Consider the following 24,734-nt stretch of genomic DNA (forward strand, 5'->3'; position numbering starts at 1 on the left):
ACCGTACCACTCATACCTCATTCGCTATGCGCATATCGCAACGCCACTTCCATGCGGCTACGACCATGGCGGCACCGCACGTGCCACCATCACGGGGTCGGCGGGGCGAGGAGGAGGGCCATGAGCACACGCAGTGACGCGGGCGGCCGGGTGATCTGCGACATCACCATCTCCCTGGACGGGTATTCGGCCGGGCACAACCAGACCGAGGAACGCCCGTTCGGCGACGACGGCAGCGACGGATCCGGCGGGAGGCTGCACGCCTGGATGTTCGACACCCCCGACGAGAACCGGGCCGAGGTCGAACAGATGACCGCCGCTGGAGCGTTCATCATGGGCCGCAACATGTTCGGCCCCGTGCGCGGCCCGTGGGACCGGCTGTGGAACGGCTGGTGGGGTGACAACCCGCCCTTCCACGCCCCGGTGTTCGTGCTCACCCATCACGCGCGTGAGCCGCAGCCGATGGACGGCGGCACCACGTTCCACTTCGTCACGGACGGAGTCGCCTCAGCCCTGGATCAGGCACGCGCTGCGGCGGGGGGTGGCGATGTCTCGGTCCTCGGCGGTGCCACCACCATCAACCAGTACCTCGCCGCCGGCCTGGTCGACGAGCTGCGGCTGCACATCGTGCCGTTCACTCTCGGCGTCGGCACCCGCCTCTTCGACGACGTACCGCCGCTGCGGCTGGAGCAGGTCACGTCTCGGTCGGCGAGTCTGGTCACGCACGTCACGTATCGCGTGCTGCCCTGAGCTCAGGCCGGCTGCCGTGGTCCCGGAGGCCGGAGAGCAAGCCGTCGAGCGGGGCCGGCACACGGTCTTCGCCAAGGGCTTCGACGAGGACCCGGCCGTAGTGGATCTTGCGGCCCTTCTTCGTGCCCAGGAAGCGCTTGAGCTGCAGCTCCGGGGCACGGCCCTGCTGGGCGGGCTGGCGCAGGAAGGTCTGCAGCGGACGCAGGTCGCCTTCCGCGCGGACGAGTTCCTCCACCCGTGCCACGCCCAGCGCGCGGATGAGCTCGTCCTCCAGGTCGGCCGCGCAGACGAAGAAGCCGTGCCGCGCCGCTCCGGCCCGCTCGAAGCCACGGGCGTAGTACGGCCGTTCGGCCTCGTCGCACAGTCCCGTCAGGCGCAGGCCGAGTCCGGTCGGGCCGAGGAGTCCGGCGTAACGCCCGACGCTCATCGCGCCTCCGATCGACAGGACGCACGCCCCCTCCGCCGCCAGGTCCCTGCCGCGGCGCTCGGCGAGCGCGTTGACCGCCGCGACATCACTGAGCCCTTCGACCAGTACCGCCACCCGCACGGGCAGCCGCGCGGCCAGGTCCCGCGCGGGGTCACCGGGGCCACCCGCCGCCCACGCCGTGACCGCGTCCCGGAACGCTCCCATGTCAGCCATGGGACGAGTCTCGGCCCGTTCCCGGCCCCGCGCGAGGGAATTTCCGCGATCCGGCGCCCGCGGTCGTCATGCGGCGGGCCTGCGGGTGGCACGGCCGCCCTTGGAGACGATCGTCGTGACGTTGACGCGCTTGCTGAACCGGTAGGTGAGCAGCGGACTGCCGCTGACGAACTCCTTGTACGCGACGGCGGCGCGGCCGGTGAGGCGCATCCGGCCGGGGGTGTCGTCGGGCCGGGTGAACTGGATGACGGCGTCCCGGCGGCCGAGGCTGACCGGCTGGTGGAAGTAGCCGAAGCGGAACGGCCTGGCCGTCCGGCCGCGCACGAGCCGCGCGATGGTGTCGGCCGTGTACTGGGCGGTGGGCAGCCCGCTCTGACAGGTGCCGTGGATCCGCCCCCAGGCCAGGCGTACGGCGGCGGCGTCGCCGATGGCGTGGATCTCGGGGTGGGACACCGACCGCAGCGTGGCGTCGACCATGACGAGGCCGCGGTCGTCGGTGGCGATCCCGGCGTCGGTGGCGAGCGGGGACACCTTGACGCCGGTGGTCCACAGGCAGGCGTCGAAGGGGACGAGCCCACCGTCGTCCAGTTCGACGGTGCCGGGCAGCACCTTGGTCACGCGGGCACCGCTGACCACCGTGACGCCGAGGCGGTCCAGCGCGCGGTGCAGGTAGGCGCGGGCCTTGGCGCCCATCATGCCGCCGGGCTCGTCCAGGCTGATCAACCGGACGTCCAGGCCGGGGTGGCTCTCGGCGATCTCGGTCGCCGCCTCGATGCCGGTCAGGCCACCGCCGCAGACGGCGACCGTGCCACCGGCCGCGGCCACCTCGGTGAGCCGTGCGGCGAAACCGCCCGCGATCTCGGGGGTGTTGAGGGTGAAGGCGTAGGTGTCGGCGCCGGGAACCTTGCCGGTGTCGGCCGAGCTGCCCAGGGCGTAGACGAGACGGTCGTAGGCGAGGACACGTGTGCCGTCGACGACGACCTGCCGGGCCTCGGGGTCGACGGCGGTGGCGGCGCCCTGCACGAAGGTCACACCCGTCCCGGCGAGCAGGGCGGGGATCCGGTGGTCGGCCAGCTCCTGCCCGGCGGCGATCTGGTGCATCCGCAGCCGCTCCACGAACCGGCTGGAAGGATTGACCAGAGTGATCTTCACACCGGTCCGGCGGGTGCGGTGGGCGAGCCGGATGGCGCAGAACATGCCCGTGTATCCGGCGCCCAGCACCACGACGTGGTGATCCTTGCTCATCTCGATCTCCAGGGTCTCGCACCGGCTTCGGCGCCGGTGACACCCCTTTGACAGGCTGCGCGCGGCGGACCTGACCGACCTGCGATGTGAACCACGTCACACCCGTATGGGTGGGTGCGGCCGGAGGGGCCGGGCGCATGGGGCGCGCGGCTGCATATATCTGCCCCCTCGGGTGCGCCAGCGCTCACCTCATACGGCGAATTGCGCCCCGCCCCTATAGCCACTGTCCGTCGGCGCCCGCTGCACTGGGCCATCCACCGATCACCTACGACCGCAAAGCGCAACAACACGACAGTCGCGACCCCACACGAATCACGCCGACCGACAGGCCCCGCGCAACCGCGCGGAGTCGTCCCGGACGTCGGCACCCCACAAGGAGGCTCGGATGGCACTCGCAGAATGGACGAGGTCGATGGAGTGGCTGGCGGCGGCGTCGGAGGACCCCCGCGCCTGCAAGGACGAATGGCAGAACGGCTACACCGGCATCGCGCTGCTGGCGGTCGGCCGGTTCTGGGACGTACTCGTCGTCCCCGAGGAACTGGGGCTGCGCGTCGTCGGCATCCTCGACGAGCTGCCGCTGGTCCAGCCCGGCCCCTGCCTGCTGGACACCCGCACCCACCACGTCGGCTTCCTCCTACCCCCGGACCCCCACGCGGTGTGGGTCGGCACGGGCGTGCGCTACCTGAGCAGGGGCGCCTGGATCGCCGCTCCCGCACCCCACTGCCGCTGGGGCGATCTGCGCTGGCTGTGTCCCCCGGACGGCACCGGCAACCTCACCGTGCCCGAGGTCCTGGAACTGACCCTCCAGCGCTGCGCCGCCGAACTCTCCCACCTCCAGGGCGATCCCGCCCCCAGAACGCCCGCCCGCCCAGCGGACAGCGGCCAGCAGGAGGACACGTCGTACAAATCCCTGGCCGGCGCGGGCACACCCCACAGGTACACGACCGAAACCGGCCAGGAGTTCAGCTAGCCGACCCGGTCGCCTCGGCGTGGCTCGCCAGGCGCCGCTCGACGGAACATCTCGTGCGGGTCTGCGGTCAGCGGCCGGTCGTGCCGTCGATCTGTTCGCGGAGGATGTCCGCGTGACCCGCGTGGCGGCCGGTCTCCTCGATCATGTGCGCGAGTGCCCAGCGGACACTGGGCGCGGGGCGGTCCGGCCGCGGGCGCGGGAGCGGTGCGCCCAGGTCGGCGCAGCCGTCGAGTACGTCGTTCGCGCGCTCGACGGCGTCCCGGTAACGGGCCACGACGTCCGCCACGCTGTCCTGCGGCGCGGCCTGGAAGGTCCCCTGCCAGTCGGTGACTCGCTCGCCGAGGAACAGCGAACGCTCCACAAAGGTCAAGTGGTTGACGAGCCCCAGCAGGTTCGTACCCGACGGCACCCGCGCGGAGCGCACCTGCGGTTCGGGGGCGCCGTCGACCTTCGCGGCGATCGAGGTCCGGAGGTAGTCGAGGAAACCGCGCAGGACCTCGACCTCGCTGTTTCCGGTCCGGGGCGGCGGGGCGTCGGGGCGCCTGGGGTTCGATGGCACAGGGATCTCCTTGGCTCCGGGGCTTTCGGGGGGCTGCCGCCGGTCAGGCAATACGGCGGATGAGGAGGACGTGGTCGGTGACATCGGCGGTACGTCCGTCAGGTCCGGTCGCGATACGTCGGGGTGCCTCGGCCCGCTCGACCGTCCACGTCGCCTGGTCCAGGACCATGTCCGACGCGACCTCCTGCGGACTCGCGTAGCGCAGGACGGGATCCTGGTTCCACGACCAGGGCGCGGTCGAGCCGTGGTCGACGACCAGCAGCCGTCCGTCGGCGCGCAGGGCCCGCGCGGCCGTGCGCAGGACGGCTGCCCGGTCCAGGTCGTAGGGGGTGTGCAGATAGTGGGCACAGATCAGGTCGAACGCGCCGGGCGGAAACGAGGTCTGCACGTCGTGTCGTACGGCCGTGACGAGATCCCCCAGCCCCTGCGCGCGAGCCAGGTCGGCGAGCCGGTCGACCGCCACGGCCGAGATGTCGGTGGCGGTGACGCGCCACCCCTCACGGGCGAGCCACAGCGCGTCGCCGCCGTCACCGCATCCGAGGTCCAACGCGGCACCGGGCGGCACGCCCGTCACCGTCTCGGTGAGGCGGAGGTTCGGCCGCGGTCCCTCGTCCGGCGGCCGGGCCGCGTAGACACCGTCCCAGAACGCGACCGCATCGGTGGTGCTCATCAGGGCTCCTCGTGTCGGTGTACGCGGAAGTCTCGCGGGCCCTTCACGATTCGGCACGCAACCTTGCCGTTCCGGCAAGTCCGGTCCTGCCCGGAGAAGCGGGCATGCCCTGCGCCCCCTTCCCACACCCCGGGGAGGTATTGGGTAGGGTCGGGGCAGTCAGGGCCACCAGCCGGAGACGGAGTGCAGAAGTGCGAGTGAGTCGGCGTGTACGCGCGGGGGGTGCCCTCGGGCATCTGCTGCTCGTCGCCGTGCTCACGTTCGGGATCTTCGCGATGCACACCATGGGGCATCCGGAGGAGTCGTCCGGCGCTGCCATGAGCACCGCCTCGCATGCGTCGGCAGCCGACACGGGGGCTCAGGCGACGCCACATGCGGGCGCGTCCGCCCATACAGACTCCTCCACGGAGGCGTCCTCGCACGAATCCGGCATGGCCATGGACATGGCCTCGCTGTGTGTGGCGGTCCTGTTCGGCGCGTGGGTGCTCGCCGCGCTGCTGAAGTCCGCGTTCGCCCGTCACCAGGAGTGGCTGGCGCGGCTGCGCGCCCAGGTCGGAGCGGTCCAACGCCCCAACCCGCCGCCTCGCGGCCCTGATCTCACCCAGTTGTCGGTGCTGCGGCTGTAGGCCGAAGCGCACTCGCGGGCGCGCATGTGCGCGCTCCCGCGACTTCGCGTTCGCCAAGCACAGTCACAGAACCGACGTAAAGGGTGGAATCAACCATGACCTCGTTCACGCGCGCCTCGCTGCGCCGCACGCCGATCCGTCGTATCGCTGCCGCCGGCCTCGTCACCGCCGGTGCACTCCTCCTCGCCGCCTGCGGCGACGACGACATGGACGGCATGGACCACGGCAGCGACGGCGGCTCCGCGTCCGCCGCCGCCCCCGACAGCGCCGCGGGCTTCAACGACGCCGACGTCACCTTCGCGCAGATGATGATCCCGCACCACGAGCAGGCCCTGGAGATGGCGGAGCTGGCCGAGGGCCGCGCCTCCGACGTCGAGGTCAAAACCCTCGCCGCGCAGATCGAGAAGGCCCAGGACCCCGAGATCAGGACCATGAAGGGCTGGCTGACGGCCTGGAAGCAGCCGACCGCCGCCGAGTCCACGCCCGGCATGGACCACGGAGACCACGGCAACGGCCACTCGAGCGGTGACGGCATGATGTCCGACGCCGACATGAACGAGCTCAAGTCCATGAAGGGCGCCGAGTTCGACAAGGCCTTCGCCCAGATGATGATCGAGCACCACAACGGCGCCATCGCCATGGCCGAGGACGAGCAGAAGAACGGCGAGAACTCCGACGCCAAGACCATGGCCGGCGCCATCGTCAAGGGCCAGTCCGCCGAGGTGAAGCAGCTCCAGAGCATCGTCGACCGGCTCTGAGCCACCGGTGACGCGGGTGTCGTACGAGGCCCGCGTCACGCCTCCGTGGGCCGGGGCCCGCACACCACGGGCCCCGGCTCACGATCGCTCTCAAGCCCCTCGCAAACGCACCGAGATCCCCTGAACGCCCAACCAACACCGACACCGGCAACGCACATGGCCCGCCCCGGAGTCCGGGGCGGGCCACGTGTTTCGAGCGCCGGGCAGGCCTTGCACCTGCATTTCCCCGCAGGAAGCGGGGCGTCTTTCCTTGGACCACCAACGCAGCACCGGTTGCCCTTGGTTGCGGCGACCAGCTCAAGATCAATCATACCAGCATCTCGCCGGTCCGCCGACCTTACGCCCCCGCCTCCAGGAAGCGGTCCGTGACGGCCAGCGCGGCCGCCATGATGCTCAGTTGGGGATTCACCTCCGGGCAGCTCGGCAGCACCGAGCCGTCGGCGATCAGGACGCCGTGGACCCCCCGCAGACGGCCCTCCGGGTCGGCCGGGGCGCGTTGCGGGTCCGAACCGGCGGCGGCCGTGCCCGTCGGATGGAACGCGGACACATGGAGGTCGCGCGCCGCCACCCCGTCCAGGAACGACTCCAGCTCGTCCGGCGTCCGCGCCCTCGGTGCGTGCGCCACTCCCGTGAGGACCTCCTCGGCTCCCGCGGCGAACAGCAGGCGCCCCATGGCTCGTTGGGCCCGGAGAAGGCGGTCGGCGTCCCGGGTGGCCAGGGAGTAGCGCAGCAGAGTGCGTTCCCGGCCCAGGACGCTGCCCGACGGCCGGTCGGCGATCATGGCGCCGAGGGTCGCCAGGTGCTCGGTGCCGTCCAGTGCGCGGCGCAAAGCCTGGCCGACGCCCGGCAGTACGAAGGACGTCATGCCCGGCGGTGCGGCGGTGGCCTCGATCAGGATGCCGTCGGCGTGCAGTTGCTCCACTCCCACGCTCTGGAGCACGCCGGCGTCGCCGGTGACGGGGTCGCCGAAGCGGCCCGCGACGCTGATCGCCGGGTGCACGCTCAGGTTCCGGCCCGTCCGGGGGTGTCCGCCCAGGCCGGAGCGGCGCAGCAGCGGCGGGGTCTGCAGGGCGCCCGCGGCGACCACGATCAGCGGGCTGAGGATCTGCAGTTCGCTGCCGTCCGGGCGGCTGACCAGCACCCCGGCGGCGCGCGGGCCGCCAGGCTGGTCGGGATCGGTGAGGATTCGCCGTACGCGGGCACCCGTGACGATCCGGGCACCGGCCGCGCACGCGTCGGGGAGCACTGACAGCTGAACGCTCTGTTTGGCGCCGGTGGGGCAGCCGACGACGCACTGGCACGAGCCCTTGCAGCCGGGTGCGTTACGGCGCAAGGGGGCCGCCCGCCAGCCGAGTTCCCTCGCTCCGGTCAGGGCGAGCAGGCCGTTGGCGCCGAGCACGTCCAGCGGCTGCCGTGCCACGCGCAGCGTGCGCTCCACCTCGTCCAGGTGCCCGTCGAAGCCCTCGGCGGCGGCGAACCCGTGCCCGCCGCGCCAGCGGGCCACCACCGCGGCGGGAGTGCGGTAGCAGGTACCGGAGTTGACGACCGTCGTCCCGCCCACCGCGCGCCCCACCGGCAGGACGAGCGGCGGATGGCCCAGCGCGATGGTCGCGCCGCCGTCACGGTAGAGGTCGGTGAAGCGGTCCAGCGGCGCCCGGCGCCCGAAGGACGCGGTGGTGTGGTGCTCCCCCTCCTCCAGGACGACGACCCGCAGGCCCGCTCGGGCCAGTGTCCTGGCGGCCATGGCGCCGCCCGCGCCCGACCCGACGACGACGGCGTCGGCCGTGGAGCGCGTCGGCCACTCGCGGGAGGGGGTGCAGTCCAGCGGCGGATCCTCGGTGGCGGGCGCGGGCGACGCGGGGGCCCGGTGCAGCGCCCGCTCGGTGCCGGCCGCGAGCAGCACCGGAACCTTGACCGCGTCCAGCAGCGGCAGCAGGGCCGGCCGGGAGGCGAGTTGGGTCACAACGCGCTCGCGCTCGACCGAGCCGAGGGTGGCCAGGCGGCGCCCCGTACGCGCCACGGCGTAGGCGTCGATCGCCCAGGAGGCGCCGCGGATGCCGGTGCGGGCGGGCACGGGCAGGGCGTCCAGCAGGGTCTGCAGGCGCCGCGGGACACCGCGGGTCCACTCGGCTGTGCCGTCGTCGGCGAGCAGCGCCGCGGCGAGTGCCGCGAGAGCAGTCGGCGTGCTCATCGGTCGCCGACCTCCGCGTGGGCGGTGCCCGACAGCCGCCATACGGCCTCCTGACGCCACCGTCCCCACCAGTGCTCCAGGTTCACCACGGCGTCCGCGGTCTCGCTGTTGCGGCAGACGGCGCCGGACCCGTCGGGGTCCGTGTAGTCCAGGGCGAGGGTCCGCTCGGGCGGCTGTGTCACCGTCACGCGGATACGACGTGTGCCGACGCGGCCGGTCACGCGCCACTCGGGCAGGCCGATGTCGGCGCGGAACCGGCCGCCGCCCGCCCAGCCCACGGCCGCGCGTTCCGCGCGCCGGGGCCAGGTGCGCCCCTGGCGCAGCAGGCGCAGGAAGACCAGCGGCGGCAGCCGGTGCAGGCCGCGCCGCATGGACACGGCGGCGATGATCTCCAGTACGTCGCCGCCGCCGAGGTCAGCGTGCAGCCAGGCCCAGCGCCGGGCGTTGCCGTGGCCGTAGATACGGGCGCTCGCGCCGACCGCGTTCTCCAGCCTCAGCTCGGAACTGCCGTGGCGCAGGGTGCCGTTGTAGCGGCATCGCGCGGCGGGCAGCATGTGACTGGCGGGCAGGACGGGACGGCGCCAGGACCAGCGGGGGAAGGTGTGGACCGGCGAGCCCTGGGGTGTCTCGGTGAGGTCCCAGGTGAAGGAGCCGGCCGAGCCTTCGAGGCGCCCGGGCCGCGCGCTGACCTGCCCGGCGAGGAAGCCTTGCCGGTCCCCGGTCCACGGTACGGGGCCGAAGCGGGCGTGTTCGGCGGGCCCGTCCTTGGGGAAGACGGCCGTCCAGCCGTGGGCGTAGGCGGGGGATCCGTCGGTGGGCGCCACCAGTTCGTGGTGCAGCCAGACGCCGGTGCCGGTCGCCTGGTCGGTCAGGGTCGTGTACCAGACCTCCGTGCGGCCCGGTGTGCCGTCCCAGCGCGGGGCCAGGTCCCCCGAGGCCCCGGCCCGGGGGAAGCGGAAACTGGTCAGGAACGGCAGGAGTCCGGTGGCGAGGGGGAAGCGCAGGGTGCCCTCCCCCGCCTGTGCGCCGTCTTCGTACAGGGTGAACGGCAGTACGGTCATCGAGGTGAGCGGCCGCGCGGGCGAGACGGACTTCCAGCCGTCCAGGAGCAGGCGGCGGCCTTCCAGGGTGAAGGTGACGCGGTAGCGGATTCTGCGGCGGGCCAGCGGGGAGATCTCCAACTCCCCCACCGCTTCGGCGTCATCGGCGCGCCCGGCTACGCGCACCCGTCCCGTCAGCCGCGCCGGCGTCGTGCGATGGGGCAGCAGCACCGTGTCGGCGCGGACGACGAGGTCCAGCCGTACCGGCCGCTCGCGCTCCTCGTCGGCCAGGCGCACGCGGCCCAGCATCGTCTCCTTGAACTCCGTCCCGCGGGCGGTCACCAGGCACCGTCCCGGGGACGGCGGGAGCGGGCCAGGTCCTCGAGCATGATGCGTTCCGTCGCGGACAAGTAGGCGCCGGCAGCCGTCCGGGCCGCTTCCTGGTCGCCGGCGGCCACCGCGTCGACGACGGGAGCCAGTCGCTCGTGCGCCGCCCGCGCGTCGGCGAACGGCCCCACCAGTGCGGCCCGCACCGGGAGATAGGCGTTGAACAGGGTGTTGGTGAGCAGTACGTACACGCGGTTGCCCGTCGCGCGGGCCAGCGCCCGGTGCACCTCGGCATCCGCCAGCTGCGCCTCCTCGCCCCCCTCGGCGTCGGCGACCGCGGCCAACAGCAGGCGCAGTTCGCCGACTTGGCTCGGGGTGGCGCAGGTGGCGGCCCGCTCGGCGATCAACGCGCCAATACTGCGCCGTACTTCGAAGATCTCACCGATCCAGTCCGGGCTGTGCCGTACGAGCATCGGCAGCAGATCGGCGCCGCCGAGACGCAGGAAGTCCCGTACCCGGGTACCGACTCCGTGCCGCGTCTCCAGCAGCCCCGCGTGCACCAGCCGGCCGAACGCGTGCTTGAGCGTGGTGCGGTTCACCCCGAACTCGTCGGCCAGTTCCCGCTCGGGGGGCAGATAGCTCCCGGCGGGATGACGCCCGCCGAGGATGTCCTCCCGCAGCCGCTTCTCCAGTACGTCGACCGTGCTCTCGCGCTCCAGCGCGCCCATTCCGACTCCCAGCAACCCGAAGACTCAGTGGTTCAGTGGCTCAGCCACTGAACCACTTGGTTGACGCGGGGTCAACAAGTCGCGCGCGAGCGCCCGCTCAGATCTCGGGCTGCTCCGGCGGCTCAGCGGGGGACTCCGCCGGCGGGCGGAACAGCACCGCCCGGGCCACGGGCGGGGCGAACAGGGCCGTGACCGGCGCCGACAGGGTCAGTACGGCACGGAAGGCCCGCCCCACGACGGGGTCGCCGGGGGCACAGTCCGTGACGCGCTGGAGATACCAGTCGGCGACGCGGTCCGCGGGGCGCCCGTCGACCGCGTTTCCGACCGCGCCCGGCATCTTGCGGTCAGCCCCGGCGGAGATGTCCCAGGCCAGCCGGGAGGACGTGAGCAGCGCCTGCTGCACGCGGCGTGTCGTGGGGGTCCGGCGCGCGTCGGTCAGCGCGTCGCGCAGGGCGACCGCGTTCATCGCGGCGACGGCCATGCCCTGGCCGTAGATCGGGTTGAAGGTGCACAGGGCGTCACCGGTGGCGAGGAACCCGGCCGGGCCGCGGGCCGAAAGGTCGTAGCGACGGCGGATGTTGGCGGTGCGCCGGAACCCGAACGGCGGCGAGAGCGGCTCCGCCTCGTCCAGCCACCGGTGCAGCGGGGGATGCGGCAGCCGCTTGGTGTACGTCACGAACTCGTCCTCGCCCGTGGGCGGTTCATCGCCCCGCAGGCCTGAGACGATGACCAGATGACTGCCGTCCTCCAGCGGCAGGGCGCCGCCGGCGTGGACCTGGTCGGGGCTCGGGTAGACGTAGTAGCCGGCGGTCACCCCGTCCAGGACACCGCTCTTGCCGCGGTAGACGCGCGAGGCGTACGCGAGCCCCGTGTCGATGGTTTCCTCGTACGGCGCCTCCGCCCCGATCGCCGTGAGCCACTGCGATGCCTTCGTACCGCAGCCGGAGGCGTCGACGACCAGATCGGCCTCCAAGGGCCGCTGCTCACCGCGCTCTTCGCCCGTCCGGTCCCGCAGCAGCACGCCGCGCACCCGCGTGGCGTCTCCGAGGAGCCCGGTGACGTCCGCGCCCTCCACCACACTGATCAGGGGGTTGGCCAGGACCCGGCGCCGTACGAGCTCCTCCAGCTGTGCGCGGGAGCCGGTGTAGATGTGCGTCGTCTCCGGAACCCGGCGGAACCAGCGTCCGTTCTGCCACAGCACCAGGTTCGTGGGCAGCCCCACCCGGGGCGCCCCCGCCGCCCGCAGCTCGGCCAGAAAGCCCGGGAGCAGCGACTCCAGGGCCGACTGTCCGCCCGCCAGCAGCACATGCGGGTGGCGGCCCTGCGGCACACCCGAGCGCGCCGCCGCCCCGTCCGGGAAGCGGTCTCGCTCCACCACGGTCACCCTGTCCGTGTGTTCCGCGAGAACGTGTGCCGCGAGCAGCCCCGCGAGGCTTCCGCCCACGACGACCGCGTGCCGCCCGGCCCGGCCGCCGTCCACGTGCCCACGAACCGTTGCATCCGACGAGTTCACCGAACCGCTCCCCTGGTCGTCCGATCCGTCCGATCGCCACATCGCGTCCGCCTGACCGCCACGTCGCGACAGACCAGCAGTATCGCGCCCCTCCCGGCGGTTGGCCGTTTTCCAGCCCTCTCACGCCTCCCCCCATACCCCCGTCCGCCCCCTGCCCCGGGCGGACGACGGTTCGTTCACGCCCGGACGATCGGCCGAATTTCGCCTCACCGCCCCGGACGCCGGACGCGGGTGCGGGTCACCCGGTAGGGTCCGGGCGTGCGTTGATCCTCCGCGCGGCGGCCCTGTGCCGCCGCGGACGGTGCGGGGCGCCTCCCACCACGGGGGCCGCCCCGGCAGGCATACCCGCCACCACCCGACCGGAGACACGCAGTGACCGCTCAACCGCCCCTGGCCTACGACGCGTTCGTCGACCTCGCCACCGCCGACCCGGCCGTCGTCGGCCTCGTCCTCAAGGGCTCCCGCGCCCACGACGGCATGGTCTCCCGGCACTCGGATCACGACCTGTACGTGGTCCTCGCCGATGACACGCCGACCGGCCTCACCCGTCTCGCGGGCCATCGCACGGCCGCGCTCGACCTGGTCGTCCTCACGCTCACCGAGTTCCGCTCGGCCGACCTGCCCGGCTTCGAGCGTTACGCCCTCGCCCGCGCCCGAGTCGTCCTCGACCGGCTCGACGGAGGCATCGCCCGCATCCTCGCCGACAAAGCCCGCCTGACCGGCGACGAGGCGTTCCAGGAGGCCCACGGCCACCTGGACGCCTACACCAACTCCCTCTACCGCTCCCTGAAGAACCACCGCGACGGCCATTTCCTCGCCGCTCGCCTCGACGCCACCGACAGCGTCCGGTTCCTGCTGGAACTCCTCTTCACACTCGACCGGCGGCCCAGGCCGTACAACAAGTACCTGGAGTGGGAGCTCACGCGGCATCCGCTGCCGGGCTGGGACACCGACGAACTGCTCCGAGCCGTGGAGCGCGTCACCTCGACGGCCGACCCGGGCGTGCAGCGTCGCCTCTTCGCCCTCGTCGAGGCCGCGGCCCGGCGAGCCGGGCACGGTCAGGTGCTGGACGCCTGGGGCGAGGACCTCGACCTGGTGCGACCGCACCCAGGTGCCGGGACCCTCGGCAGCCCTTAGCGGGCCGCGCCGGTGCCGAGGCTGCCCAGGATCAGTTCGGTCAGGGCGGTGACCGCCTCTTCGGGTGACACGCTCTCCCGGTGCAACTCCCCCGCGATCGCCCCGGCCGCACCCAGGAGGGCGGCGCAGCGCAGTCGCAGGCGCTCGCGGGAGAAGTGGGTGTACGGCGACAGCGCGGCCGTCATCAGGTCCGTGTAGCGGTCCGTGGGCTCGGTCGCGTCCCGGTCCGGGCCGCCCTTCAAGGCGGCGGCCACGGCGGTGAGTTCGGGCATGTCGGTGGCGCACGCGAAGTAGGCGGCGCTGATGACACCGGCGACGCCGGCGGGGGTGGCCGGGGCGTCCCGCAGCGCCTCGGCGATCGCGGCCAGGTGGCGGTCCTCCAGGCGCTGGTGGAGGGCGCGGAGCAGGCCGGGTCGGGTACCGAAGTGGTCGTACACGATGGGCCGGCTGACTCCCGCGGCCTCCGCCAGCGTGACGAGCGTCAGTCCGTCGGTGCCCTGGTCGCGGACCAGACCCAGGGCGGTGTCGAGCAGCTGTTCCCGTCTGGCCCGCTTGGACATCCGGGGCGTCGTGGTCGCCATGGCCCTCCCTCGCGGCACCCTCCGAGATTAGGCTACAAAACGTAACCTACAAAATGTAAGCTACGGGATGTAGCTTACGGTCTCACGACCGCACCATGCCCCGTGGCCGCGGTTCGACGAAGGGAGTTCCTCATGGATCCCAAGGCCTCCGTACTGATACTCGGCGGCTCGGGCCTGACGGGCGCGGCCACCGCCGCCCTGTTACGACGCTGGCATCCCGGACTGCCCCTGACGATCGCCGCCCGCGACCTCGACCGCGCACGACGGGTGGCCGACGACCTCGGCACGGCGACGGCCGTCACCGTCGACCTCGCGCGTACCGACCTCGGACTCCCGCCCGGTCACCGGCACGCCGCGGTGGTGGCCGCGCTGTGGGACCACGGACTCAACGCACTGGCCTACGCCCAGCGCCATCGGCTGCCCTACCTCAGCCTGTCCAGCGGCCTGGTCGACATCGCGCCGGAGGTCATCGGCACGGCACAACGAGCCACCACCGCACCAGTGTTGCTGGCCAGTCACTGGTGTGCCGGTGTCCTCGTCCACGCCGTACGGGACCAGGCGCGGGAGTTCGAACGCGTCGACACCGTCCGGATCGGGGCCGTACTGGACGAGGCGGACACCGGCGGGCCCGCGGGCGTCGCGGACCTGGAGCGGTGGGGCTCGGTCACCTCGGCCGGCCTGGTGCGCCGGGACGGCGCGTTCGCCTGGGTCGACGGCGCCGACGCGGAGGCGGCCGTGACCACGTCGGACGGCCGGGTCCTGCCCGGCCGCGCCGTAGCCGTTCTCGACGTGCCCAGCCTCGCCCTCGCCACCGGCGCCTCCGACGTCAGCTTCGCCCTCGTCATCGGCGAGTCCACCGGCCGGCTCCGTGGAGGCCGTCCCTCCCTCGAGGTCCGGATCGACCTCGAAGGGGTCGCCGAGGGCGGCGAACCGCTCAGCAGGAGCCGCTGCCTGATCCACCCGGAAGGCCAGAGTCCCCTCACCGCGCTCGGTGTCGCCCTCGGGGTCGAGCGCCTGACCGGGCTGCGCGGAGAGGCCGTGCCCCCGGGGATCCACACACCCGAGGCCCTGGTGGACAGTGGCTACGCGGCCCTACGACTGGCGGAGGTCGGCGCCACGTTCGTCGAGGCACCACCCGCTCGCACGGACACCCGCTGGGCCATCAGGTCGACGCGTTGAGCTGATCGGAGGGCCCGCTGGACCCCGAGCTCGGCGAGGAGCGCGCGAACAGCCGCGAGCCGCGTTCGGCACTACCGCGATCTCGCCAGGTGGCACTGACACCGCCTCCTCTGACGGCTACTTTGGGGACCCGGCACGGCAGTTGGGCTGTGTCACTCAGGGGGAGGCACGGGGGATGAAGCGACTGTGGGGGCTTGGCGCGGCGGTGGGGCTGGCGGCGCTGCTGCTGACGGGGTGCAGCCAACCGACGGACTACAGCGAGATCGTCACGTTCACCGATGAGCACGGCCGCGCCTGCACGGCGGCCGTCGTCGTCGATCAGGAACAGAGCGAGGGCGACGACTACGAGATCTCGAGCATCGACTGCGACTACCCGCCGGAGGGCAGCACTCCGGGGGCTTCCGGCTACTCGTCCCTGCCGGAGCGGGACGAGAAGTGATCCGGTGACCGCCGAGGCCCAACTGTCGCGGCTGTGGGACGAGTTCCGGCAGATGCCCTTTCCCCGGGCCTTCGGTGTCGCTGGGCACCGCGCTCGCCGGCTGCGTCCCCTCGGCGATGAACGGTCCGCTGGACCCGTCCCGCAGCCACGTCCTGCCCCGGCAGACCGAGAGCCTCGGCGGGGTCCAGCCGTCCATCGGCGATGACGAGTACGCGGCGCGGTACCCCTACGGGGTGTCGCCTGCGTCGTCCGCGTAACGGGCGGCCGTCGCGGCGGCGCGTTCGCGCAGGGAAGTGCGCAACGAGGCGGGGGCCAGGGCTTCCGCGTCCGTGCTGAGCTGCCACAGCGCCCACTCGGCGTGCCGCAGATCCTGGTACGTCACTTCGAGGCGCAGCCAACCGTCCGCGTCGGGTGCCTCGGCACGCACAGCCACGGCGGTGCTCAGCAGTTCCTCGCGACGCCGCGGGTTCACCCGTACCAGCACGGCCAGGTGGTCGCCGGACAGAAACCGCGCGCACCGGTCCCGCCAGGCCCGGTCCAGGTCGACCTGGTTCGGTCGCCGGGCCGGTTCCGGGAGTTCCTCGGCGGCCAGCACCCGCGACAGCCGGTAGGTGCGGTCCGCGCCGGAGCGGGTGGCCAGCAGGTAGGCCCGGTCCCGGACGGTGACCAGGCCGATCGGGTCCACTGTGCGCCACTGGGGTGTCTGGCCCGTGGCCGCGTAGTGGATGCGAAGCCGGTGGCCGGCCAGCACCGCGCGCCTGACCTCGATCATCGTGGTGCTGGGGACTTCCTCGGTGGTCTGCCGCCGCGAGAGCAGGTCCGTCTCCGGTTCGACCAGAAAGCGCTGGGCCGCGTCGTTCGCGGTGGCCCGATGGCCTTCGGGCAGCGCGTCGACCACCTTGCGCATGGCCGAGGCGAGTGCCGCACCGAGGCCGAACACCTGCTCGCCGCGCCCTGATCCGGCGGTCAGCAGAGCGAGGGCCTCGTCGTGGTTCAGCCCGGTGAGCTCGGTCCGGAAACCCGGCAGCAACGCGAACCCGCCGTGCCGGCCGCGCTCGGCGTAGACCGGCACACCGGCCGCGGACAGCGCCTCGATGTCGCGCAGGACGGTACGGGTGGACACCTCGAGCTCGCGGGCGAGCGTGTCCGCGGTCATCCGGCCCCGCTGACGCAACAGGAGCACCAGCGAGACCAGCCGATCGGCGCGCATGCGAGCAGCCTAACGAATACATGACCAAGGGTGTCATGATTTGTTGGAAGGCTCCTGACCAGCGACGTCGACGAACACGGCAACCGTGCCGAGGGATGTACGCACCCCCTGAACGAATGGAGCTGAAGTGGCGATGGAACGCACGGCGGTCAACCCGGTGACCTGGTCGGTCGAGCTCGGGTTCAACCAGGGCGAGCTCGTCACCGGGCACACCCGGACCCTCTACTGCTCCGGGCAGACCGCGATGAGCGAGGACGGCGTGCCCCGGCACGACGGCGACATGGCCGCTCAGCTGGCGCTGAGCCTCGACAACCTGGAGGCCGTACTCGGCGAGGCCGGCATGTCCCTCGCCCACCTCGTCCGGCTCAACGTCTACACCACCGACGTCGATCAACTGTTCCCGCACTACGGCGTGCTGGCTTCGCGGCTGGGCGCCGCCGGGGTGGCACCGGCCACCACGATGCTCGAGGTGGCACGGCTGGCGATCCCCGGCCAGCTGGTCGAGCTCGAAGGGACCGCCGTCGCATGACCGTGCCCAGGATCGTGACAGTCGGCGTCTACGGCTTCGACGTCGCGTCCTTCGTCCGACGGCTGCGGGACGCCGACGTGCACCTCATGCTCGACGTACGTCAGCGCCGCGGCGTCCGCGGACCCGAGTACGCCTGGGCGAACGCCCGCAGGCTCCAGACGGCCCTGGCCGAGGCGGGGATCGCCTACGAGCACCACCCCGACCTCGCGCCGACCACCGAACTGCGCCACCTCCAGTACGCCGAGGACGAGCGTCAAGGCGTCGGCAAGCGCTCACGCCGTGCACTGGCCGCCGAATACATCCGCCGCTATACGACGGAGATCCTCGACGAAGCCGACCTCACGCCGCTCGTCTCGGCGCTGCCCAGTGATGGCGGAGCGGCACTGTTCTGCGTCGAGCGGGACCCGGAGGCCTGCCACCGCTCGCTGATCGCCCAGAGACTGGCCGAGCGGTACGGCGTCGCGATCGAGCACCTGCGCCCGCCGTGAGGGAGGGGTACGCGGCGACAGGGCCAACGGTCGAGGTGCTGAAGGTATCGGCGCCGCAGTCACTTTCGGGCTGCCGGCCGCGTGCGCGGCGCGCGACGCGGAGGAGGTCGTTCTGGTCCCGCGCTGGGCTCGGGGCTGGGTGCCCGAGCTGCGGGAGCGGTATCCGCGGGTGCCGGAGCGGATAGGGCGGCGGCTGAAGTCCGTCGACGAGCGCGAGTTCACGGCCGCCGTCGCCGTGACGGGGTGCGTGGTCACCGCCGCGGCCGCGGACGGGCACCGGGCGGGCGGGCGCTCCGCCTTCTACCAGGCATCCTTGAACGCATTCGGGCGGCACGGCCTGGTCCAACTGGCACAGGCTGCCGCCCTGCGCGGGTACACCCCGGGCTCGGTCACATCCCCGCCGCTGGTCATCCCCTTCACAGCCGGAGCCGTACAGCCGGAACGTGAACTCAGCCCCGCCGGGGTCCGGCGTCACGACCGAAGCGCGCCCGCCACAGGTCGCGCAGGAGAGCGATCTCCGCCATGTGGTGGATGAACTCGAGGCAGCCTGCCGACAGGACGCTGATGAACGGTTCGTCGGGGTCGGAGCCGTAGGGGTAGCGGGAGAGGCCGACCGTGTCGAGTTGTTCCTCGGTCAGGGCGCCGACGTCGGCCCGCCAGCGGTCGATCGCGGGCCAGAAGCGGTCGAGGGCCACGGCCGCTGACGGGCTGAAGTCGACCATCTGCCTGGGGTCCCGGCGCCGTTCGCCGAAGGTCCACTCCCACTGGCCGTCGAACTGGACGTGCAGGTGGGCCAGTCGCCACGCGATCGTGGTGACCGGTGTCTCGTCGGGCTCCAACGGGCCGGTGTGGCGGAGGATCTCCTCGACCCGCTCGACGCTCACACTCCAGTCCTCGGCGATCTTGGCGACGCTCATCCCCCCGGCGGCCTGCCGGGCGACCTCGTCGTACTCGTTCGTCGGGATGTCCGCGGCCCCCAGGTCCAGGACCCAGTCCCCCGGCCCGAACGCCCGGGGAGTCAGTGCTTCGCCCCGACGCCGGATCGACCAGCACCCGGGCACGGGCTCCCACAGGTACTCCTCGTCGCCGAGCCCGGTCAGCCGTACCTGGGCCATCTCCCTGGCCCGGTCGAACTGATCGAGCAGCACACCCAGACGATCCGTCCGCACACCCGAGATCTCCACCCGGCTCCCCCTCACGGTCGCGTGTCGCAGCCCCGTCGTGCCGCCGGAGCCTAACGGCCGGGACCGCGACGAGCGAGCCGTTTTCCCGACGGCACCTCCGATGAACCCGGCTTGCCGAAACGGCAAACCTGCTCGCGACGGCGACTGCCGCCTCGCATGATCGGCACTGATACGGCACAGCAGCGAAGATCCACGGCCTGGAGGAAACGTATGCCGCACCACCCCTCGCAGCTCACCCACCGGCTGATCTCCTCCCCCGCCGGCCGGATCCACCTCGCCGAGCAGGGCGACGGGCCGCTCGTACTGCTCCTCCACGGCTTCCCGGAGTCCTGGTACTCCTGGCGCCACCAGCTGCCCGCGCTCGCGGAAGCCGGCTACCGCGCCGTCGCGATCGACGTCCGCGGCTACGGCCGCTCCTCCAAGCCGGCCGCCGTGGACGCGTACCGGATGCTCGACCTGGTCGAGGACAACGTCAGCGTGGTCCACGCCCTGGGCGAGGAGTCCGCGATCGTCGTCGGGCACGACTGGGGCGCGGCCATCGCCGCGAACTCCGCTCTGACCAGGCCCGAAGTCTTCCGCGCGGTGGGGCTGTTGAGCGTTCCCTACACCCCGCGCGGAGGCCCTCGCCCCAGCGATGTCTTCGCCGGCATGGGCGGGGAGGAGGAGTTCTACGTCTCCTACTTCCAGGAGCCGGGCCGCGCCGAGGCAGAGATCGAGCCGGATGTACGAGGCTGGCTCGCCGGCTTCTACGCGGCCCTGTCCGCCGACACCATGCCCGAACCCGGCGCCCCGGACCCGCATTTCGTCAGCAGGGGCCGGAGACTGCGTGACCGCTTCCCCCACGGCCACCTGCCCTCGTGGCTCACCGAGCCCGAACTCGACTTCTACACGGCGGAGTTCGAACGCACCGGCCTGACCGGAGCACTCAACCGCTACCGGAACATGGACCGCGACTGGGAAGACCTTGCCGCCTACGACGGTGCTCCCCTCACCCAGCCGTCCCTGTTCGTCGGCGGAACACGGGACGCCGCCACGGCCTGGCTGGCCGACGCCATCGAGGCTTACCCGGTCACTCTCCCCGGGCTCGTCTCCTCCCACCTCCTCGACGGCTGCGGCCACTGGATCCAGCAGGAACGACCCGAGGACGTCAACCGCATCCTCCTCGACTGGCTCGCCGCACTGCCCGCGCCGGGGCCGGCACGGTCTTGACCGGCGCTGGTGCACACCCGTGATGTCGCCGAGGGCCTGGGCGCGGGCCCCCGCCCGCCGAGCGGCCCTAGACCGATTCGGTGGCCGGGCGGGGGCTGCCGCGGAAGACCTGGCGGGTGTGCCAGTCGCGGTGGCCTGCCGCGACGGCGGGTGTGCCCGGTTGGGGGCCGACCAGCGGGCGACCCGCCAGGGCTATGACGTGCTCGCGGGCGGCGGCGCTGTGCCCGACGAAGGACTGGGGGACCAGGATCCGGTGGCCGTCGCCGACACCGAGGACTCCCTTGTCGAACAGCCGGTGGTGCAGCGAGCACAGACACAGCCCGTTGTCCACGTCGTCGGGGCCGCCGAACGCCCACCACCGAACGTGCGCGGACTCCAGACCGACCGGCACGGAATCGATCCTGCCGTCGTAGCCACAGAAGGCACACCGGAACTCGTAGGCGGTCAGCACCAGTTCCCGCATACGTCTGTCCCGGCGCCGGCCGACGGCCGCCAGGCGCTCCGCCTCCGCGGGCTCCAGCTCCAGACCCACGGCTTCGCACAACTCGCCGTGGAGCGACGGCGGGAAGTGCAGATCGAGCAGGACCCGGGCGATGCGGCCGAGCAGTTCGGGGTCGCGCCGCAGCGCCGACCTCAGCTCGGGTGCGAGACGCCCGACGGCGCCTGTTTCCCGGAGGTCACGCAGACCGGTGCCGGGGCTGCCGGGGCCGCGGTTCGTCCGCACCTCCCACACGCCGTCACTCACCAAGTGGTGAAAGGGGTAAGCAGGTGTCGTGCGGTTCGGCGGGCCGTACTCGTTCAGCAGCCGCTGGAGGTCCCCCTCCACGACGCTATACCGCAACTCGCCCTCCGTGTCCTCCTGGAAGCGGCCAAGGGCGTACAGGAGCAGCAGCGGCTTGTGGGGCGCGCGGGTTCCGTTCCGCGCCCACTGTCTGAGCTTCGCGGTGCGTTCGAGCCAGTCCATGGGCCGTGATCGTAATGGCGTTGCCTCGGTCTCCGACGGCGGCTAGGGTCGCTCTCGTGACTGCCGGGTCGGCCTTGGGCCATGCACGAGTTGGGGTCCCGGCCTCGGCGTGACCGCGGGGCGGGCGAGGGGCCCGCCGTCGGTTTCCTGTCTTTGCGACCGCCGCCCACACGCGGCGCCTGTTACCAGCACATCCCGAGACCGGAGACCCCTCAGTGATGTCCCACAACCACCCGCCTGTCGCCGAGTCGCCGTCGGCCGGCGTCCAGCTCAACCACACCGCCGTCTACGCGAGCGACCGGCAGCTGTCCGCCGAGTTCCTCGCCACCATCCTCGGCCTGGAGGTCGGCGCCCCGTTCGGGCCGTTCCTGCCCGTCGACCTCGGCAACGGCGTGACCCTCGACTACTACGAGATGCGGGCCGAGCCGATCCAGTCGCAGCACTACGCCTTCCTCGTACCCGACGACCGGTTCGACACCATGATCGCCCGTCTGGAGGCGGTCGGGGTCACCTACTACGCCGACCCCGGCCACACCGAGCCCGGGCGGGTCAACCATCTGTTCGGAGGTCGAGGCGCCTACTTCGACGACCCGGACGGCCACAACATGGAGATCATGACCCGGCCGTACGTCCGCCCCTGAGGCACCGGCGCTCGCCGCGCGGTCCGGGGCAAGGCTTCTTACGATCAGCACGTGGTACACACCTTCGACGAGCTGATCGAGAAGCAGCGCGCCGCGGACCAGGCGCACCGCCGGGTCGAGGCGCTGCGTGAGCAGTACGGCCCCCAGAACGGGGCCGGTGGCTGGTCGCACACCCAGACCGAGACGTACAACACCGCGTGGCGCGCCTCGCGGGACCTCGCCCGTGACGCCCACAGCGCCATCACGGAGTACGCGAGGGAGCGAGGCGCGGCGCGCGGCGCCGTCGAGGCGGAGGTGGCGGAGGCCGCCCGCAAGGGCACGTAGGGCGGCGCCGCTCGCGGTGACGGCCCCGCGCCCGCCTCAGACGGGCCGCGACCGGTCTGCGACCTGCGCTGTCCAGGTGATCCTCGGCGGTACGACCCGTGCGCACAGCGGCAGCCCGCGGGCGTCGGTCAGGCCCAGTCGCCCGACGAGCAGTCCGTCGCGGGCGGCTCGGTCGAGGACGTCCGCGGGGACGGCCTGCAGCATGAGCTTGGCGCGCCGGAACATGGTGAAGGCACCGGGCCGGTCGACCGCCCCCCAAGCCAGGTAGATGAACCGCCTGCCCGGGCGGCCCTGCACGTACGGCCCCCTGACGTCGATGCCCGTGGCCGACAGCTGTGCGGTGCAGTCCAGGGTCCAGGTCGCGGTCCGCGCGTCACCCGGTCGGGGGTCCAAGAGCTCGGCCGGGCGGTCACGGCGCTGCACGGCGACATGGACATTGCGCTGCACCGATTCCTCGCCGTCGGCGGTGGCGCAGGTGAGCCCGGCAGGTCGTGGGCGTCGATGCGGATGAGCATGGGGGCATCAGGCCCGCCGCGCGGCGGAAGGCGCCCGCCGGGCGGCCCTGCTCACGGGTACAGCCCCGCGGTCCGCCCGGTCGCCCGCGCACGATCACCTAGATGCGGTTGAGTACGCGTGCTCACGTCCGGGACTGCCCCGCGTTGCGAGTATCGGTGCAGCGGCACGGACCAGCGCGCCGGCTCCAACCCAGTTGAGACAGTTACGGAGAACCCGCCATGTCCCGTCGTATCGCTCTGTCCGTGGCAGCCGGTGTCGTCGTGCTCGGAGGCGCCGGAGCCTTCGGCCTCGCCTACGCGGGCGACCAGCCTCCGGTGCTCGCGGACAGCACGGCCCGCTACACGGCCCCGGACGGCGGCCGGGACGGCTCGCTCACCTTCACCACCGATGTCACGGCGTCCTCCGGCGTCGAAAGCGTGAAGGTACTGGCCTGGGCGGAGAACTCCTCGCTGACCAAGAAGCAGGTGACCGCCGAGGAGATGGCGAATGTGGAGTCCGCCGACTGCGAGTCCGTCGACGAGGACAGCGTGCGCTGCACCTACCGCACCCCGGTGACCAGCGCCGACGCCGCGTCGGCCCCGAAGGGCGCCTGGCACGTGGCCGTCCTCGCCACCGCGGAGGACGGCAGCACCACCCTGGACCGGAAGGCGGCGGGCTTCACCGTAGGCTGATCAAGAAGGCAACAGGCCGTCAGGCCTCTCACCTCTCAAGGAGCAGGCCCATGACCTCGGACGGCAAGCGGTCGCGCATCACGGTCGACGGCGAGGAGTTCGAGGTCGTCGAGTCCTACGACGGTCCCGGGTCCTACGACCTGACGTGGCTGTCCGGACCTGACCCGCAGTACGGATTCGGCTTCCGCACGCATCCTCCGGCGCCGGTCGGCCGGGCCGAACTCGAAGAGGCCGTAAGGGACTTCCTCTCCCAGGTCGACCCGGCCACCGGCCACATCGAATAACGGGACCTACTCCTCCCGGCCGCCGAACTCCCAGTCGTGGACCTCGATGTCGTCGTACCGGTCGTTGGTCAGTACGGCGCGGGCAGCCTCCGGGTCGGGGGCCCTGAGCAGCACCGCCGTGCCCAGCCAGGTGGCTCCGTCGTCGGAGAGCAGGGGCCCGTACGCGATCAGTTCCTCACTCGGGGCCGGCACGGTCGGGTCGGCCAGCTGCCCCTCCCCCAGGCCGAGGACGAGGTACCGGTTGCCGCCGGTGCGGCCGCCGGGGAAGTCCCACATCGTGCGCCCGAGCAGGTTGCGCCACCGGCGCAGCAGTACGTCCCGGTACGCGCCGGCCTGGTAGTTGGGCTCGTCGAAGGCGAACGCGCGGGCCGTGGCGGCATCGGGCAGATCGAGGATGTGCACGCTGCCGGTCGGTGTGTCGCCGTCCTCGCCGAAGGTCGGGCCGCGGGCGATCATCTGGGCCGCGTACCCGTCCATGTACGACCAGTGTTCCTCCAGCAGTCGCTCACGCAACGGGAGGGAGCCGGGCCGGTCGCGGTGGTAGCAGAAGTACTCCATGAGCACAGACCCTTTCCCACATCGGGCGGGGCCTCAACCGAGTTGTGGGGCGCGACCCCGCCTCTCATGGGCGGTCGCCGGAGCGCAGCTCCTCAAGGCGTGCGAGGGTGTCTCGCGCCGCCTCCCGCTCCTCGTCGGTGAGCGGGACCGCCGCGGCTTGGGTGAGGGCCGCTGCCGCCGACTCCTCCTGGGCGAGCCGTTGGGCGATGTCCGCCCGCAGCACGAGGAGTTGGAGGAGCTGCACGGGTGTCGGCTTCTCGTCCTCGAGGCCGAGCACCCGGTCGATGATCTTCGCCGCGCTCGCCGGGGCCTCCTTGGAGTCGGCGAGGAGGGAGGCGTGGTGCAGGGCGTGCGCGAAGGTCCCCTCGGGAGCGGGCCGGTAGTGGAGGTCCTCGCTCGTCTGCTGTCCGACGCGGATGCAGTTGCCGCCCGGGTCGGTCATGAGGAACTGCCGTACGCCGTACGGCATGTCCTTCAGTGGGCCGATGCGCGGGAGGCCTCGGGCCGGGATTCTGCCGTAAGTGGCCTTGAGCCCGGCGCGGAACGCGGCGTACAGCGTGTCCACGGCGTCGGTCTGGACGTAGCACGTGCTGTACGACTCGGCCGGCTCGAATCGCTTCATCGCGAAGAACTGCAACTGTATGCCGCGGCGCTCGACGACCGCGTAGGGGTTGGGACTTCGCTGCTGGTAGGTCACGTCGAAACCCAGGGCGGTGTAGAAGTCCAGCACGGGCTGCAGCGTCCGGCAGGGCAGGATCGGAATGGTCTTCTCGCTCATACCGGCATTGTAGTCAAACTTGACT

The 24,734-nt window shown here is 72.2% G+C and carries 29 protein-coding genes and 1 pseudogene; 15 read left to right on the forward strand and 15 right to left on the reverse strand.

Annotation, left to right across the window (positions count from 1 at the left end):
- The first annotated feature begins 120 nt into the window (after positions 1-120).
- Entirely contained in the window at positions 121-750 is a 630-nt protein-coding gene (locus ACWDRW_RS25185; protein ID WP_451726302.1) for a dihydrofolate reductase family protein, read from the forward strand.
- On the opposite strand, the gene ACWDRW_RS25190 is transcribed toward ACWDRW_RS25185, so the two are convergent.
- Both ACWDRW_RS25190 and ACWDRW_RS25195 read right to left on the reverse strand, forming a co-directional pair.
- Complete coding sequence (locus ACWDRW_RS25190; protein ID WP_451726303.1) at positions 728-1,390, reverse strand: TOPRIM nucleotidyl transferase/hydrolase domain-containing protein; 663 nt, start codon at positions 1,388-1,390, stop codon at positions 728-730. The genes ACWDRW_RS25185 and ACWDRW_RS25190 overlap by 23 nt on opposite strands.
- 66 nt (positions 1,391-1,456) lie before the next feature.
- A complete protein-coding gene (locus ACWDRW_RS25195; RefSeq protein WP_451726304.1) occupies positions 1,457-2,635 on the reverse strand; it encodes an NAD(P)/FAD-dependent oxidoreductase in 1,179 nt (392 codons plus the stop codon).
- A 385-nt stretch (positions 2,636-3,020) separates the two neighbouring features.
- Between ACWDRW_RS25195 and ACWDRW_RS25200 the strand changes: the two genes are divergently transcribed.
- Positions 3,021-3,605 carry a hypothetical protein gene (locus tag ACWDRW_RS25200; RefSeq protein WP_451726305.1) on the forward strand — a complete coding sequence of 195 codons (585 nt, stop codon included), beginning with the start codon at positions 3,021-3,023 and terminating at the stop codon, positions 3,603-3,605.
- Positions 3,606-3,672: 67 nt separating this feature from the next.
- Here ACWDRW_RS25200 and ACWDRW_RS25205 read toward each other — a convergent pair whose 3' ends face one another.
- A complete protein-coding gene (locus ACWDRW_RS25205; protein ID WP_451726306.1) occupies positions 3,673-4,164 on the reverse strand; it encodes a DinB family protein in 492 nt (163 codons plus the stop codon).
- A 43-nt stretch (positions 4,165-4,207) separates the two neighbouring features.
- A complete protein-coding gene (locus ACWDRW_RS25210) occupies positions 4,208-4,834 on the reverse strand; it encodes an SAM-dependent methyltransferase (protein WP_451726307.1) in 627 nt (208 codons plus the stop codon).
- Positions 4,835-5,031: 197 nt separating this feature from the next.
- Here ACWDRW_RS25210 and ACWDRW_RS25215 point away from each other — a divergent pair, with 197 nt between their 5' ends.
- Positions 5,032-5,460: a DUF6153 family protein gene (locus ACWDRW_RS25215; RefSeq protein ID WP_451726308.1), complete on the forward strand. Its 429-nt coding sequence runs from the start codon at positions 5,032-5,034 to the stop codon at positions 5,458-5,460.
- Between the two features lie 95 nt (positions 5,461-5,555).
- The gene (locus ACWDRW_RS25220; RefSeq protein WP_451726309.1) at positions 5,556-6,218 is read left to right on the forward strand and encodes a DUF305 domain-containing protein; all 663 of its coding nucleotides are present in this window, start codon (positions 5,556-5,558) and stop codon (positions 6,216-6,218) included.
- A 337-nt stretch (positions 6,219-6,555) separates the two neighbouring features.
- On the opposite strand, the gene ACWDRW_RS25225 is transcribed toward ACWDRW_RS25220, so the two are convergent.
- The 4 genes from ACWDRW_RS25225 to ACWDRW_RS25240 form a co-directional block, all read right to left on the reverse strand.
- On the reverse strand, positions 6,556-8,409 hold the full coding sequence (locus ACWDRW_RS25225; RefSeq protein ID WP_451726310.1) for a GMC family oxidoreductase N-terminal domain-containing protein: 1,854 nt from the start codon (positions 8,407-8,409) through the stop codon (positions 6,556-6,558).
- Positions 8,406-9,791, reverse strand: coding sequence for a hypothetical protein (locus ACWDRW_RS25230; protein ID WP_451726311.1), 1,386 nt, complete (start codon positions 9,789-9,791; stop codon positions 8,406-8,408). Before ACWDRW_RS25230 ends, ACWDRW_RS25225 begins: the two co-directional genes overlap by 4 nt.
- Positions 9,788-10,504, reverse strand: coding sequence for a FadR/GntR family transcriptional regulator (locus ACWDRW_RS25235; RefSeq protein WP_451726312.1), 717 nt, complete (start codon positions 10,502-10,504; stop codon positions 9,788-9,790). The genes ACWDRW_RS25230 and ACWDRW_RS25235 overlap by 4 nt, the downstream gene beginning before the upstream one ends.
- Before the next feature lie 97 nt (positions 10,505-10,601).
- On the reverse strand, positions 10,602-11,948 hold the full coding sequence (locus tag ACWDRW_RS25240) for an FAD-dependent oxidoreductase (RefSeq protein WP_451726362.1): 1,347 nt from the start codon (positions 11,946-11,948) through the stop codon (positions 10,602-10,604).
- 441 nt (positions 11,949-12,389) lie between these two features.
- Between ACWDRW_RS25240 and ACWDRW_RS25245 the strand changes: the two genes are divergently transcribed.
- Positions 12,390-13,154 (forward strand): hypothetical protein, encoded by a 765-nt coding sequence (locus ACWDRW_RS25245; RefSeq protein ID WP_451726313.1) that lies wholly within the window; start codon positions 12,390-12,392, stop codon positions 13,152-13,154.
- Here the strand turns inward: ACWDRW_RS25245 and ACWDRW_RS25250 are convergent.
- Positions 13,151-13,735 carry a TetR/AcrR family transcriptional regulator gene (locus ACWDRW_RS25250; protein WP_451726314.1) on the reverse strand — a complete coding sequence of 195 codons (585 nt, stop codon included), beginning with the start codon at positions 13,733-13,735 and terminating at the stop codon, positions 13,151-13,153. The genes ACWDRW_RS25245 and ACWDRW_RS25250 overlap by 4 nt on opposite strands.
- Before the next feature lie 132 nt (positions 13,736-13,867).
- On the opposite strand from ACWDRW_RS25250, the gene ACWDRW_RS25255 reads away from it, so the two are divergent.
- Both ACWDRW_RS25255 and ACWDRW_RS25260 read left to right on the forward strand, forming a co-directional pair.
- Positions 13,868-14,914, forward strand: coding sequence for a saccharopine dehydrogenase (locus ACWDRW_RS25255; RefSeq protein WP_451726315.1), 1,047 nt, complete (start codon positions 13,868-13,870; stop codon positions 14,912-14,914).
- A 175-nt stretch (positions 14,915-15,089) separates the two neighbouring features.
- Positions 15,090-15,353 carry a hypothetical protein gene (locus tag ACWDRW_RS25260; protein ID WP_451726316.1) on the forward strand — a complete coding sequence of 88 codons (264 nt, stop codon included), beginning with the start codon at positions 15,090-15,092 and terminating at the stop codon, positions 15,351-15,353.
- 226 nt (positions 15,354-15,579) lie between these two features.
- Here the strand turns inward: ACWDRW_RS25260 and ACWDRW_RS25265 are convergent, their stop codons facing one another.
- The gene (locus ACWDRW_RS25265; RefSeq protein WP_451726317.1) at positions 15,580-16,563 is read right to left on the reverse strand and encodes a helix-turn-helix transcriptional regulator; all 984 of its coding nucleotides are present in this window, start codon (positions 16,561-16,563) and stop codon (positions 15,580-15,582) included.
- 133 nt (positions 16,564-16,696) lie between these two features.
- On the opposite strand from ACWDRW_RS25265, the gene ACWDRW_RS25270 reads away from it, so the two are divergent.
- From ACWDRW_RS25270 to ACWDRW_RS25280, 3 genes are all read left to right on the forward strand, one after another.
- Complete coding sequence (locus tag ACWDRW_RS25270; RefSeq protein WP_451726318.1) at positions 16,697-17,092, forward strand: RidA family protein; 396 nt, start codon at positions 16,697-16,699, stop codon at positions 17,090-17,092.
- Positions 17,089-17,580 (forward strand): DUF488 family protein, N3 subclade, encoded by a 492-nt coding sequence (locus ACWDRW_RS25275; RefSeq protein ID WP_451726319.1) that lies wholly within the window; start codon positions 17,089-17,091, stop codon positions 17,578-17,580. Before ACWDRW_RS25270 ends, ACWDRW_RS25275 begins: the two co-directional genes overlap by 4 nt.
- Before the next feature lie 70 nt (positions 17,581-17,650).
- On the forward strand, positions 17,651-18,115 hold the full coding sequence (locus ACWDRW_RS25280) for an HXXEE domain-containing protein (protein WP_451726363.1): 465 nt from the start codon (positions 17,651-17,653) through the stop codon (positions 18,113-18,115).
- Here ACWDRW_RS25280 and ACWDRW_RS25285 read toward each other — a convergent pair.
- Complete coding sequence (locus tag ACWDRW_RS25285; RefSeq protein ID WP_451726320.1) at positions 18,030-18,764, reverse strand: DinB family protein; 735 nt, start codon at positions 18,762-18,764, stop codon at positions 18,030-18,032. The two genes, ACWDRW_RS25280 and ACWDRW_RS25285, sit on opposite strands and share 86 nt — an antisense overlap.
- A gap of 210 nt (positions 18,765-18,974) precedes the next feature.
- Between ACWDRW_RS25285 and ACWDRW_RS25290 the strand changes: the two genes are divergently transcribed.
- Complete coding sequence (locus ACWDRW_RS25290) at positions 18,975-19,973, forward strand: alpha/beta fold hydrolase (RefSeq protein WP_451726321.1); 999 nt, start codon at positions 18,975-18,977, stop codon at positions 19,971-19,973.
- Positions 19,974-20,040: 67 nt separating this feature from the next.
- Here the strand turns inward: ACWDRW_RS25290 and ACWDRW_RS25295 are convergent, their stop codons facing one another.
- Entirely contained in the window at positions 20,041-20,937 is an 897-nt protein-coding gene (locus tag ACWDRW_RS25295) for a phosphorothioated DNA-binding restriction endonuclease (RefSeq protein ID WP_451726322.1), read from the reverse strand.
- 218 nt (positions 20,938-21,155) lie between these two features.
- Here ACWDRW_RS25295 and ACWDRW_RS25300 point away from each other — a divergent pair, with 218 nt between their 5' ends.
- On the forward strand, positions 21,156-21,578 hold the full coding sequence (locus ACWDRW_RS25300) for a VOC family protein (protein ID WP_451726323.1): 423 nt from the start codon (positions 21,156-21,158) through the stop codon (positions 21,576-21,578).
- Between the two features lie 51 nt (positions 21,579-21,629).
- On the forward strand, positions 21,630-21,902 hold the full coding sequence (locus ACWDRW_RS25305; protein WP_451726324.1) for a hypothetical protein: 273 nt from the start codon (positions 21,630-21,632) through the stop codon (positions 21,900-21,902).
- A 36-nt stretch (positions 21,903-21,938) separates the two neighbouring features.
- Here ACWDRW_RS25305 and ACWDRW_RS25310 read toward each other — a convergent pair.
- A pseudogene (locus ACWDRW_RS25310) lies at positions 21,939-22,417 on the reverse strand (DUF5990 family protein).
- 219 nt (positions 22,418-22,636) lie between these two features.
- Here ACWDRW_RS25310 and ACWDRW_RS25315 point away from each other — a divergent pair.
- Positions 22,637-23,089, forward strand: a complete 453-nt coding sequence (locus ACWDRW_RS25315) for a DUF5707 domain-containing protein (RefSeq protein ID WP_451726325.1) — start codon at positions 22,637-22,639, stop codon at positions 23,087-23,089.
- 50 nt (positions 23,090-23,139) lie between these two features.
- The gene (locus ACWDRW_RS25320; RefSeq protein WP_451726326.1) at positions 23,140-23,373 is read left to right on the forward strand and encodes a hypothetical protein; all 234 of its coding nucleotides are present in this window, start codon (positions 23,140-23,142) and stop codon (positions 23,371-23,373) included.
- Positions 23,374-23,379: 6 nt separating this feature from the next.
- Here ACWDRW_RS25320 and ACWDRW_RS25325 read toward each other — a convergent pair whose 3' ends face one another.
- Both ACWDRW_RS25325 and ACWDRW_RS25330 read right to left on the reverse strand, forming a co-directional pair.
- Entirely contained in the window at positions 23,380-23,931 is a 552-nt protein-coding gene (locus ACWDRW_RS25325; protein WP_451726327.1) for a YciI family protein, read from the reverse strand.
- A gap of 64 nt (positions 23,932-23,995) precedes the next feature.
- Positions 23,996-24,709 (reverse strand): bleomycin resistance protein, encoded by a 714-nt coding sequence (locus ACWDRW_RS25330; RefSeq protein WP_451726328.1) that lies wholly within the window; start codon positions 24,707-24,709, stop codon positions 23,996-23,998.
- Positions 24,710-24,734: the final 25 nt, after the last annotated feature.

It is taken from the genome of Streptomyces sp. NPDC003635, assembly GCF_053587635.1.

Excerpts from the sequence above, each read along its gene's own strand:
- ACWDRW_RS25235 (WP_451726312.1), bottom strand. The coding sequence starts at position 10,504 with ATGGGCGCGCTGGAGCGCGAGAGCACGGTCGACGTACTGGAGAAGCGG.
- ACWDRW_RS25320 (WP_451726326.1), top strand. The coding sequence starts at position 23,140 with ATGACCTCGGACGGCAAGCGGTCGCGCATCACGGTCGACGGCGAGGAG.
- ACWDRW_RS25200 (WP_451726305.1), top strand. The coding sequence starts at position 3,021 with ATGGCACTCGCAGAATGGACGAGGTCGATGGAGTGGCTGGCGGCGGCG.
- ACWDRW_RS25265 (WP_451726317.1), bottom strand. The coding sequence starts at position 16,563 with ATGCGCGCCGATCGGCTGGTCTCGCTGGTGCTCCTGTTGCGTCAGCGG.
- ACWDRW_RS25330 (WP_451726328.1), bottom strand. The coding sequence starts at position 24,709 with ATGAGCGAGAAGACCATTCCGATCCTGCCCTGCCGGACGCTGCAGCCC.
- ACWDRW_RS25190 (WP_451726303.1), bottom strand. The coding sequence starts at position 1,390 with ATGGCTGACATGGGAGCGTTCCGGGACGCGGTCACGGCGTGGGCGGCG.
- ACWDRW_RS25210 (WP_451726307.1), bottom strand. The coding sequence starts at position 4,834 with ATGAGCACCACCGATGCGGTCGCGTTCTGGGACGGTGTCTACGCGGCC.
- ACWDRW_RS25295 (WP_451726322.1), bottom strand. The coding sequence starts at position 20,937 with ATGGACTGGCTCGAACGCACCGCGAAGCTCAGACAGTGGGCGCGGAAC.
- ACWDRW_RS25220 (WP_451726309.1), top strand. The coding sequence starts at position 5,556 with ATGACCTCGTTCACGCGCGCCTCGCTGCGCCGCACGCCGATCCGTCGT.
- ACWDRW_RS25325 (WP_451726327.1), bottom strand. The coding sequence starts at position 23,931 with ATGGAGTACTTCTGCTACCACCGCGACCGGCCCGGCTCCCTCCCGTTG.
- ACWDRW_RS25225 (WP_451726310.1), bottom strand. The coding sequence starts at position 8,409 with ATGAGCACGCCGACTGCTCTCGCGGCACTCGCCGCGGCGCTGCTCGCC.
- ACWDRW_RS25250 (WP_451726314.1), bottom strand. The coding sequence starts at position 13,735 with ATGGCGACCACGACGCCCCGGATGTCCAAGCGGGCCAGACGGGAACAG.
- ACWDRW_RS25315 (WP_451726325.1), top strand. The coding sequence starts at position 22,637 with ATGTCCCGTCGTATCGCTCTGTCCGTGGCAGCCGGTGTCGTCGTGCTC.
- ACWDRW_RS25195 (WP_451726304.1), bottom strand. The coding sequence starts at position 2,635 with ATGAGCAAGGATCACCACGTCGTGGTGCTGGGCGCCGGATACACGGGC.
- ACWDRW_RS25260 (WP_451726316.1), top strand. The coding sequence starts at position 15,090 with ATGAAGCGACTGTGGGGGCTTGGCGCGGCGGTGGGGCTGGCGGCGCTG.
- ACWDRW_RS25290 (WP_451726321.1), top strand. The coding sequence starts at position 18,975 with ATGCCGCACCACCCCTCGCAGCTCACCCACCGGCTGATCTCCTCCCCC.
- ACWDRW_RS25300 (WP_451726323.1), top strand. The coding sequence starts at position 21,156 with ATGTCCCACAACCACCCGCCTGTCGCCGAGTCGCCGTCGGCCGGCGTC.
- ACWDRW_RS25255 (WP_451726315.1), top strand. The coding sequence starts at position 13,868 with ATGGATCCCAAGGCCTCCGTACTGATACTCGGCGGCTCGGGCCTGACG.
- ACWDRW_RS25275 (WP_451726319.1), top strand. The coding sequence starts at position 17,089 with ATGACCGTGCCCAGGATCGTGACAGTCGGCGTCTACGGCTTCGACGTC.
- ACWDRW_RS25185 (WP_451726302.1), top strand. The coding sequence starts at position 121 with ATGAGCACACGCAGTGACGCGGGCGGCCGGGTGATCTGCGACATCACC.
- ACWDRW_RS25270 (WP_451726318.1), top strand. The coding sequence starts at position 16,697 with ATGGAACGCACGGCGGTCAACCCGGTGACCTGGTCGGTCGAGCTCGGG.